The sequence below is a fragment of the Comamonas koreensis genome (assembly GCF_021026195.1).
GTDB classification, from domain to species: Bacteria; Pseudomonadota; Gammaproteobacteria; order Burkholderiales; family Burkholderiaceae_C; genus Comamonas; species Comamonas koreensis.
The window spans coordinates 239496-250469 of the sequence record NZ_JAJNCT010000030.1 but is presented as its reverse complement, the minus strand read 5'-3'; the positions used below and the strand labels follow the sequence as shown (position 1 = coordinate 250469).

The 10974-nt window shown below is 54.5% G+C and carries 8 protein-coding genes; 3 read left to right on the top strand and 5 right to left on the bottom strand.

Annotated elements, in window-relative coordinates:
* Positions 1-31: 31 nt before the first annotated feature.
* From LPW39_RS21760 to LPW39_RS23650, 5 genes are all read right to left on the bottom strand, one after another.
* Positions 32-1288, bottom strand: coding sequence for a hypothetical protein (locus LPW39_RS21760; protein WP_230780283.1), 1257 nt, complete (start codon positions 1286-1288; stop codon positions 32-34).
* The gene (locus LPW39_RS21755) at positions 1281-2234 is read right to left on the bottom strand and encodes a TniB family NTP-binding protein (protein WP_230780280.1); all 954 of its coding nucleotides are present in this window, start codon (positions 2232-2234) and stop codon (positions 1281-1283) included. Before LPW39_RS21755 ends, LPW39_RS21760 begins: the two co-directional genes overlap by 8 nt.
* The gene (locus LPW39_RS21750; RefSeq protein ID WP_230780277.1) at positions 2231-4198 is read right to left on the bottom strand and encodes a Mu transposase C-terminal domain-containing protein; all 1968 of its coding nucleotides are present in this window, start codon (positions 4196-4198) and stop codon (positions 2231-2233) included. Before LPW39_RS21750 ends, LPW39_RS21755 begins: the two co-directional genes overlap by 4 nt.
* A gap of 9 nt (positions 4199-4207) precedes the next feature.
* The gene (locus tag LPW39_RS21745; RefSeq protein WP_230780274.1) at positions 4208-4882 is read right to left on the bottom strand and encodes a hypothetical protein; all 675 of its coding nucleotides are present in this window, start codon (positions 4880-4882) and stop codon (positions 4208-4210) included.
* A 185-nt stretch (positions 4883-5067) separates the two neighbouring features.
* Complete coding sequence (locus LPW39_RS23650) at positions 5068-5484, bottom strand: helix-turn-helix domain-containing protein (protein WP_407928895.1); 417 nt, start codon at positions 5482-5484, stop codon at positions 5068-5070.
* Between the two features lie 391 nt (positions 5485-5875).
* On the opposite strand from LPW39_RS23650, the gene LPW39_RS23645 reads away from it, so the two are divergent.
* The 3 genes from LPW39_RS23645 (at position 5876) to LPW39_RS21735 (ending at position 10906) form a co-directional block, all read left to right on the top strand.
* Entirely contained in the window at positions 5876-6172 is a 297-nt protein-coding gene (locus LPW39_RS23645) for a DNA-directed RNA polymerase subunit alpha C-terminal domain-containing protein (RefSeq protein WP_407928894.1), read from the top strand.
* Positions 6173-6650: 478 nt separating this feature from the next.
* Positions 6651-8960: an AAA family ATPase gene (locus LPW39_RS21740; protein WP_230780271.1), complete on the top strand. Its 2310-nt coding sequence runs from the start codon at positions 6651-6653 to the stop codon at positions 8958-8960.
* Positions 8957-10906 carry a UvrD-helicase domain-containing protein gene (locus tag LPW39_RS21735; RefSeq protein ID WP_230780268.1) on the top strand — a complete coding sequence of 650 codons (1950 nt, stop codon included), beginning with the start codon at positions 8957-8959 and terminating at the stop codon, positions 10904-10906. The genes LPW39_RS21740 and LPW39_RS21735 overlap by 4 nt, the downstream gene beginning before the upstream one ends.
* Positions 10907-10974 lie beyond the last annotated feature (68 nt).

Here is a 10974-nt window from a genome sequence, read left to right as displayed (position 1 = left end):
TCGTCCTTGGCATATTCGCCTCCTAAACGCATCATGTCATTCGATGTGTCCGGAAAACCGGGGGAAGCCCAGTTTGCCCTTCAAATGGATGTGCGTGACGCGTGAGCTTTTCCAGCATACCCTCCATCTGGCTTCGCAGATAGAACTGGTGTGGACCAGTCTGCCAAGCTCGCAGCAAATCACATCGACGTAGAGCAATGACGAGAGGCTGGCAGTGCCCGAGCCGCAGGTAGCGAATGGCCTCGTGTGGCATGCAGATGTCTGCTGCCACCACCTCGAGTGAAATAGCCCTATGAAGCTTGAATATGCGACCGTGTTTTGGGCGCTCTCGTTCAGCTTGGGTAGCGGCTCTTTCAAAAATCTCCAATAGGAATTGCCTCTTTTCTGCGGGAACGTACAGCTCCTCTATCCGCTGTCGCAACGATGCACTGTCAACGGCACTCTGTCTGTCAGGTGCTAGAGCATCAGAGCCTGATGCCAGGAGCGATTGCAGCAGGGACAGCCATCGGTGTAGAGGCAGCTCGCGCATAACCGACGGTTGGATCTCTTCGGCATCCACTACCTCATTGAGAAATCGATAGGCCGCAGCTCGGTGGAGCGAGCTTGGCAATCTCACTAGCAACTCATCGATACCGTATCTGGATGCGCATATGTCCAGGTCAATTGACTTGGCCCAACGGTCCACTTGGGCAAGGAATGGTTGTCGCTGGGTGCCACCATCTTCTGGCCTGACGTATGCCAAGCGCTGTAGCAATGTTGCGATGAGTGTGCTTGCAGCGAGCTCCTGCGAGCCCACTTCACGCTGTTCATTTATCCAAGGCCAGATGGATTGGAAGACTCTCCATTCATCATCACGATAGTTGGCGTGACAGGTGTTGGCCGAGCGGAATGTCGGATCATCAAGGCTTGAATAGATGGCCTCAAAACTACAGCGCTTGTTATCCACGCCGCGCGCAGGCTTGAGCAACGTGTGATGCACGTGGCAGACTTCCACGAGCTTGATCCTCCATGCCTGCTTGATGTAGCGGTTCTCCCATATGCAATGGATGCATGCGGAGGTGGAATACTCTTTTCCTCCGTACTTCCAGGCCCAAGCTGGTAGCGGATGACCGAACGCATGGGTGCAAACTTTTTGTCGGGGCAAGAGTGGTTCCAACTCTCTGCGTCTGATGCCGTTTTGCGCGGCAACTCGACCATGAAACCCAATGACGCACTCATCCCATTTTCGTGCCGGTCGCACCAACAGCGCTGTTCCGGCTGCAGGGTACGTTTTCTGCAATTCATCCACGTTGTGCCTCCTGAGCAAACGGCTCTTTCGCGCGGGTGAGCGCGACGCCATTGAACTTGGGATGGAACGGATTGCGCTCATGGGTTGCTTCGCGGTAAACCACTTCTACAAAAGCTTGAGCCAGAGTCTGCCCGTCGATCTTTGGATTGGGTTGCTGGGAGGCAATAGCGACGGCACGTCGTAGCAGGTGGCAGATGGACCTCAGGCGGCCATCTGTAGCAAATGCGAATTGACGTGTCACAGCGGCATCGCCCAGGTCGATGCATGGGAGTGGCAACAGCATCCTCTCAAAGCTCTTGAGAACCTTTGAAAATAGCTTGATGTCCTCGCCGTTTGCAGACAGAGCATGAACGAACATCTGCTCTCCGAATCTACTGCGCAGCTGAGCGTTTGTTGCGAGCAATAGCTCTGCGCGCGGTATGCCCGCGAGCACAAGGACTGGTCCTCCTGGACGGCATAGCTGCTTGATCCAATCTCCTACGTGATAGTGCGTTCTGACTCCTCCGCGATCCACCAAGTGATTGACCTCGTCGAAGATGATCATGCGGGTCTTGCAAGCAATGATCAGTGTTCGCAGCTGGATGGTCCGTTGAGCTTCGTCGCCTTTGTCCCAATATGGCGAGCCCATTTCGCGCAAAACAATGCCAGCCAAGGCTTTGATCGTCGTCCTTGGTGGAATCTCAACATAGACCACGGGTACTTCTGTCCATTCCTCATGAACTATGCTTGGGTGAAGCTTGGTGAAGTGGTTCAGTAGGGTGCTTTTGCCGGTCCCCGGCAGCCCCGTGATCAGCAAGTGCTCCGGCTCACCTGGGGACAACGCCGATCGCAGCCTTTCGTCTAGCGTATTCAACAGGCTTGTCACTTGGGGAAACTTGCCAAACGCGCTGGATACTTTTTGCGAAATTTGGCTGAAGTTAATTTGGATGGGTTGCAGGGTGCTCACAGTTCAGTCTCCAGTTCAAGCATTTCGAATACATCGAGGTCATCGCTATGGCCTGTGTCGACCTCTACTTGAAATTGACGTGAAGGCACGGGCCCTGGCCGCGACGGCGAGCGCTTCGGAGCGCGGACACTACTGCTATTCATCCCAGCCAGACGTGAGCCTGCTTTGCGCTCCTTTAGTCTTTTTGCTTTCCGTGCGTCATCCTGCATTTGATTGATAGTCGCGCCTGCGGAAGCTCGTATCGCCCGGTTCTCCGGGAGATCCTGGGCGTGTCGTTTACGTACGGCTTGTGCCTGCTCAAGGCTGAGGCCGCTGAACTCAGGCTCAGTATTGAACGCCTTGATGGGGCGCTCATCGAGCGGATCCCAGACAAAGATGTAGCCGACATCCCTGCGTGGCCACTTAACTTCCACCTTCTGGTTCGCGGGCAGCATTCGGCGCAACTGCATGAGCTCTGTGGAGGTATATCTGAAGGTGTTGAGATCAATCCCATAGTGCTGCAGTGCGGACTCCTTTCGTTCCGCGAATTCGAAATCCACATGATCGACGTCGCACTTCAGCTTTGGGGGAAAAGCCTTTGCAGACTCATTCCACAATTCAAGGGGAGTCTTGTTCCTAAGGCCCCGGTGGGGGCGACGATGGTATTTCTGCAGCAGCCAGACATGAAGAGCCATGTCCAGCTCTTCAAGGGTGAAGGCAGCTTCTTTTTCAGAGTTCACGCCCTGTCGTTGTTCATATTTCGCGAACGTGGTTCCCGGCAGTTGATGCACAAATGAATAGTTGATGGTTCTTAGCAGGCGCTCGACGAAAGGCTTGTCGTTAGGCTGCCGGGACTGGGCGAACTCGCCGACGATGCCGAGATTGAGCAAGGCATCGGTTAACGCGTGGGAATGGAACTCTCTGCCGTTGTCCATTAGCAAGCGCTCAAACCAGCCAAAGCATGGCCAGGTCAGCATGAGCTCTGCAAACCTGCCCTCTCGAAGATAGGTCTTGGGCAAGAGCGCGTGGCGCAATGCGGAGAAAACTGAGTGGGCGCCGTAACCATCAAGAGACAGATGAAAGCCCAGTACCGCCCTTGAGTACCGGTCAATGATCAGCGTAAGAAAGGGGCGCCCAATGACATTGCCGTTTTCATCGACGATGAGGATGTCCAGAGGCGTGTGGTCAATCTCAACGAGCTCCAGTATCCGCTTGGTCCGCCGTGCAACGCCGTGGTTTGCAAACCTTCGCTCGGCTTCTTTAATCCCATATCTGGCTACGGCCACATCGAACTGCGGAAGCGATGCAAGCCTGCGCTGCAAGGTGCGTATAGATGGGGCAGTCAGCCGATCGTGCTGAGTCAGGAATTTATTCCTGATGTTGATCTCTGCCCGTATGCTGTCCAAGATGGCCTCAGCAGTCCAGACGTGGCTGCGATCGAGGGTCTCCTCGATCTTTTGATGAACGATCGCATCGACCGGAGCCGGTAGTCTGCTTTTGTTGGCACCTCCACAGTTTCCTATCCGACTCAGCAACCCTGAAATACCATCGGCTCGATATTCCCCTAACCAGCGGTAGACGGTGGACGCATGGGGCGGGATCTGCTCGCCACGCTCATGAGCGATTTGATCGATGGCTTTTTGCAGCATTGCTCGGCTCCCGCAAGTGGCAAAGCGCTCATTGAGCTGGGTCACGTACGCGATGTGCCGGTCAGAATTGAACCGCCCAAACGGAGACATCTTGTCAGCACGCACAGCTGCGCCATGCTCATTGCTATGGACACCAATGTGCCTGACAGTAACGGCGAGCTTCAGATCTCCCGTAAGGTACTTCTGAACCAACTCTTGCGAGCCGACGATGACGGTGGCACCGGATTCCTGGTTTTGAAGCAGTACCTGCTCATCATTGGTCACACCCAGGAACTTGCACGCTATGTCGTCGAGGTAGACAGTCTTCTTGTTGTCGAAGGGAAGTTCGTATTGCATAACTTTTCCTTAGGCAACTTGAGCGAGCGTTTCGTCAGGACCACGGCGCATCAAGCGAGTTAGCAAGGCATCGCACTCCTCGCTTGCCTTACGCCAGCGCTCTAAAAATTCCTCTGAGCACTCATCCACATCCAAGCCTGGTACGCCGGATTGAAGTTGCCTACGTGTGCCAAAACGAGGCCATGGTCGAGCTTTTAAAAGCTGCTGGACCTCGTCTTGTGTCGACCACTTCTCAATGTCTGAAGAGAGAATCGTGATGAAAGGGATTCGGTGCCCTCGGAGTGCTTGGCTAATCGACCGGTAGCGTGTCTGGGATTTCTGACTTTTAAGATACGGAAGGCCTTTGATCTCAATGATTACTTTGCCATTTGCAGTTTCGATCTCTACGTCGGGTGTGTAGAAAAAATCTTTGGTATCTTCACCGCCGGATAGCACCAATACATAGGGATGAGTCCTCAGGCGAAGGACTGCTGAAGAGACCTCAATAATTCCTAGGATGCAGGCCTCCAGATTTGACTCGAATTTCTCCTTGCGAGAACACGATTTGAGGCTGGGGAAAAATCCTCGAACGTTCCGCCCAGAGCGCGTAATAATCTTTCTGGGCGAACGAGATGAGATGAGAGCTTCAATGCGTTCCGATATTTGAGCTTCAGTAATAGGCCAGTTAATGAAAATATTAGGCATGTAGATATCCTGCGCACTCATTTCTGAGCACGAATGTGTAATTAAAGGACGAGTACATGCCTCCCCTGACGAAGGGGGAGTTGACGCTGGCAGCGGAATGAGGGAGACTTCAGGTGCAATCCGGTGAAGCTTCCAGCGAACCGAGGCAGCGGTGAGTACTCGTAAGGGTGCTCGCCGTTTGTCTTTTATAGGCTCATCTTTAGCTCCGATCGGGGGTTTTTGAGGAGGCTCTTGGCTGTGATGCACTCCTCGAGTAGAGATGTAATGTTTTCTAGCTCTCCTTCTGAGAGCATGTAGTGTGCTCGAAGAGCAACCGATACAATTTGGGCTTGACTCTCGCTACAGCGCTGAGACACGATGGCGACGATCTGATCGTGAGTTGCAAAGTCTTTGAAGCGCTGTATCTCAACAGAGTCGTCAGTCAGAACTCTGACAATTCGCTCCACCTGTTCGAGCCCCACAATCTTTCGCCCCTTCTCTATTGCACATAGCAGTGACTGAGCCACATGGGCTTGGTCAGCTACAGTGCGCTGAGTCTGACCTTGGCGAAGGCGAAGTTTGCGCAAACTGTCGGGGATGAGCAACAGGCTTTTGATATCCATAAGTAGATAACAATATACATTGCTTCAAATCTAATCAAGATTTTTCTACTGTTGCATTGGATTTGATTTGATAATTTTCTAGTAGAAAATATAATGCTATGTGCTCTTTTCTTAGAGGGGGATTGGTATTTTTTGACGTATATAAGATCACGCAGCGCAGTGAATTTATAAAGCAATTTTGATGAATTCTGTTACAATTGCTTGTTGTTATTAGTGCACGTCGGGCGATCGAGCAGTGCCTAAGCGCCGAACATCTTTTACGGTTGCTAGGCTCAAACGAGAAATGACTGACCTGATGTTTTCTTTGAAGAGAGTGTTGACAGGTGTCCTGTACCATCGTGACAGCACCTATGCATACTTTGTATAGAAATTTGGAGATCGGAGCATTTCGATGGATGACGCAGCCTTAATCGCATGCGTGCTGTCACCACGTGCTATCAATGCATTGGCGCGGTGCGGCATCAAGACAGTCGATCAAATTAGGTCAAGTTACCCGCATGAACTGCTCCGTGTTCATGGGTTTGGGATGCTCTCACTTCGTGCGGTGGAGGCCGCCTTTTTCCCTGGCGAAAGATTCGATCCCGAATTTGGAATACCTATGGTCTCGCGGAAAGCATCCATGCTTAGCGAAGAGCTTTCACGGCACTTGCGATCAGCACCTTCTTGTGATCTTGGCGATCTCAAGTAGCTTTGCGCTTTTCAAGACACTTCGCACAATCGCGTATGTGAAGCATGTCCTGCCATGCAGTCATCTTTTATTGGCAGGTTCACGAATCACCGGTTTCTAGACAACTTCAGTCAGTGAGCAGCCAGTCGCGTATCCAATGGCGAACGACTGTTTTCGACGATGAAGATAGCTCGGCGAGGCTGCCAGCACTGATACGTTTGTGACACAGCGTGAAGCCCACTACGGATGTAGGCAGATATTTCCATTTCAGCCAATGTCAGCGCCGCTGCTGATACAGCCTGTCAGTACCAAGCTGTCGTCCCCCAGCCTCAAGTTTTCCGACTGGGTTTCCAAATACAGCCGACTGAGACTCATCGATCAACGATTACTAGCCAAATCGTCGTTGTCACTACTGGTAACATGAATTCTTTTTCTCTGGGCGCATTCTGCTTCTGCTGAATACTGGCGCCTCGCAACGTTCCAGTTGAAAGGTGCCTCAATGCCAGACGTGAGTTCCGTCATTCCAGATTTCGGAGGAATCACACTTCGATTTCTTGAGCTGTGCCAATTCCGGCGCTTGGGCAAGGTTCTACTGGACGTCGACAAAAAGTCCACCATTCTGGTCGGAGCGAACAACAGCGGGAAAACCTCGATACTCGCCGCGCTCCGTCACTTCCTCGCGGACGGCTCCCCTTTTGGCGCCTTCGACATCAGCCTCTCACAATGGCCTACTCTGCGCGCTCTTGGAAAAGAATGGGAAGCGCTCGCCGAAGATCCCTTAACCGATACTGGAGACGAGGATCAGTGGAAGCAGCAGTTTCAGACTCTCCTCTCAACTATGCCGACGTTGGACCTCTGGTTCGATGCGGAAGCGGGCATGTATCACTACGTCGCACCATTTCTTTCCAAGTTCAGCTGGAAGGGTGGTGCCGTCGGTATCCGGCTGCGCTTGGAACCGACGTCGACCATTGAAGAGCTAAAGCAACTCGCCTGGGCATATCGCACGGCACGCGAACCCGTGAAGGATATGGGCCCGGACTCGCTGGCCTGGCCCATAGACCTTCTGGATTTTTGGCTCCGTGAGCCTTCGAAACTCGGCCAGGTTCGCGCATACAAGCTCGATGCAGAAAACAACCCAATTACTGGCTTCAAGACCTACGTCACCCAGACGCTTGCTGAAGACGCCAGCCCCATTGAACGAAAGCACCTGTCCAAGTTCATACGGGTGGACTTTGTTGCCGCTCAGCGCGGGCTGGGCAGCGAAGAAGCTGAGTCGCGGTCCGCATCTGGCCCTCATCGAGTTGGCATGTTCTCCAACCAGCTCCTCAAGTTTGCCCGTCAGCACTTGAACGTCGCCAGCACAGGGCATGGTCACCGAGCGGACCTCATCAAAGCCGTGGCGGAGGCGCAGAGAGACCTTGACAAGAAGATTCACGAAGCCATTGCCGATTCGGTTGAGGAAGTGAAAGAGCTCGGCTACCCAGGTCTGCACGACCCTCAAGAGATTCGCTTTCGCACGCGTATCCAGACGGCTGACCTGCTAGACCATGGAACCGCAGTCCAGTACAGCATGCAAAAGGAGTCACTCGAAGAACTCCTCCCTGAATACTCCATCGGACTCGGCTACCAGAACCTCCAGTCCCTCAGCTACCAACTGGTGTCATTCAAGGCCGCGCGGTTCAAACCGGAAAAGGGTTCTCCTGCACCCGTTCACCTTGTGATGATTGAAGAGCCTGAGGCACACCTTCATGTCCAGGTGCAGCGCATCTTTCCTGACAAGGCGCACAAGCTCATCAGCCCGACGGGGGCAGACGCTTCTGCCCTCAAGAGTCAGCTACTCATCAGCACCCACTCGAGCCATCTCGCGCATGCTGAGGACTTTGACCGCCTCCGGTATGTCCGGCGCATTGCAAAGAGCGCGGCGAGCCCAATGCCGACGACCGAAGTGGTGAACCTTGGGCATGTCTTTGGTGATGACAAGAAGACGCGTCAGTTCGCAGAGCGGTACTTCCGGGTCCAGCACACCGACCTACTATTCGCCAATGCAGCCATCTTCGTTGAAGGCGTTGCGGAGCGTATGCTCGTCCCTCTCTTCATGGAGCGGGATTTCAAGGAGCTGAACAGTCGGTATGTGTCCTTCCTTGATATCGGAGGGAGCCATGCTCACCGACTCAAGCCGCTCGTCGAGAAGCTCAGGATTCCCACCGTCATCATCACCGACGTCGACCCTTGCGAGGAACAGGAAGGAAAACCCAAGAAGAACGGTGAGCCAACCAAGAAGCTGGTCGCGGTTGCAAACACCGGTCAAGCCGGCCTCCACTGTGGCAATCCGACGCTCCGTGGTTGGCATCCGAAGCTCCAGAAGCTCGATGACTTCAAGAATCCGACCGACGCTCAGCTGGTATGGAGCGAGACCGCAGAGTGCCTCGTGCGATTCGCCTGGCAGCTGCCGATTGCTGAAGCGGACGGCAGCTGGCCCAGCTCTTTTGAAGACTCTCTCGTTCTTACGAACATGCCTTGGTTCAAGGGCCTTACGGAAGAGAAGGTCGATGATGATGGCGTGGAGGTCGAGCCACCAACCGGCGCGCTTGGCTCTGTGGCCAAAGCAGCGGCCGATGCTGAAAGCGTTGCTGATATGGTCGCGGTGCTCCATACGGTAATGCACAGCTCGCTCAACAAAGGCGAGTTTGCCGCAAGCATCTTCGAGAAGCTGTCCTCTGATGAACCAGTTGCCTGCCCTAAGTACATCGCAGATGCCTTGGCCTGGCTACAGGCGCAGCTTGAGCCCAGCAAGGAACCGGTGGCATGAGCGCGGCCCCCATCTTTGCTAACAACGAGCTCGATGCTGGGGTTGTCGAGCAAATCTGCGGCTATCTCACTGAGGATCCGCCGCGCAGCTACTTCCTCTTTGCCGGTGCGGGTTCCGGAAAGACGCGTACCTTGGTGGAGGTGCTGCGTCGAATGACAGGCGTTGTGCAGCACGAAAAGGGCGGACAGCTCGCCCGACGACTGCGAATGTATGGCCGCTCGATACGCGTGGTCACATACACGAAGAACGCCGTCGCGGTCATCAATGGGCGCCTCGGAGACAACGACCTAGTGGGCGTCTCCACAATCCACGCGTTCTGCTGGGAGCTCATCAGCGGATTCAACGATGACATCCGAGCAGCGCTCGTCGCCGTTAAGCAAGCTCAACTCGAAAAGGAAACGGCAGAAGCGAGGGCCAAGCCGAGGGGGATCACTCCAGCGAAGCAGCGGGACTTGGATGAAATCAAGGCAGACATCGAGGCATTGAAGCTAACAGATGTGTTCATCTACCATCCGGACCGCGAGACCCACGGTGCCGGGGCGCTCGCCCACAAACACGTGCTGGACGCAACAGCTTGGCTGCTTCGGCACAGGTCTACGCTGCAGACCATTCTGAAAGACCGCCACCCCATCATTCTTATCGATGAGTCGCAAGACACAATGAAGGGCATGCTGGATGCCTTAATGAGCTTCGTGGAGCCGAAGGGTAACGGCCTCACTCTTGGACTGCTTGGCGACCATCGGCAGCGCATCTATACCGACGGTCACTCGGACCTTCCAAGCCTAGTTCCGGCGAGCTGGGCGACGCCAGAGCTGCAAATGAACCATCGCAGTCAACGTCGAATCGTCACGCTCATCAACAGAATATGGGAAGCAGAGCTGGAGGGCCGAACGCAGCCAGCCAACGGCGTCGAACAGCATCCGCGAACTGAGAAGGCTGGGGGAGTGGTCCGACTCTTCGTCGGCGACACATCGCGCTCGCCGGAAGAAAAACTCGCCGGCGAGCGCTGGTGCGCAGACCAGATGCGGCAAGCGAGCGGGTCTGATGCCTGGAGCCAAGGTCAGTATCAGCTGCTTGCTCTGGAGCATAAGCTTGTTGCAACTCGTGGTTCGTTTCTCGACGCGTACAGTGCAATGGTCTTGATCGACCCGAATTCGGCCGCGCCTACGGGAAGCGGTGAGAACAAGGGGCCCACTGCTGTGCAGATGCTCTTGAATGAGCTCGCGCAGTTGGAGGCCTGCGTTGGCACCGATGGTGTCATAGACGAGTTCAAGGCCACCGAAGTCTTTCGCTGCTTCGGTCGTCTCGAGAACATGCCAGAGCACTACGTCGAGCGCGCGAAGCGTTTCGAGGAGATGCTTCAAGCCATTTCCGCCTTCGCTGCTGCTAGCGCAAATCCTGGAGCCACTGTTGGACAAGTTCTCACGCCGGTCTTGGGCGCAAACCTGTTCGAGGTCGACCATCGTCTTTCAGAGGCTTTTGCCGACAAGTCTCCTGCGCCACCAGCTCCGGCCAGGGGCGAGGAGGAGTCCAAGAAGGACCGCATACGTCGGGGTTGGTGTGCGCTGTTCGCCACCCCATGGAGTCAGCTGCAGAAGTACCGCACTTACCTCGCGGGAAATTCGTTGCTCGCCACTCACCAGGTGGTCAAAGGCTCAGAGTTCCTTCACGTCATGGTCGTAATGGACGATAAGCTGGCCGGCGGCAATCAGATTTCGTACGACAAGATTTTTGGGGGCGTCCAGCTCAGCAAATCGGACTGGGAGAATGTGGGGAAAGGAAAGGAGACGACCATCGACCGGACCTTGCGTCTCCTGTATGTCACCTGCAGCCGAGCTCAGGAATCGCTGGCCCTCGTACTTTGGTCCTCTGACCCCGAGGCTGCGCTAAACAGAATTACGGAGAGCGATTGGTTCTCGGGCGATGAGCTTTTCGTGATTCGGTAGCCCATTGTGGACTCGCATTAGCTATTGGCTGAACATAATTACTTGTCAATGCGGCCGACCAAGCATGG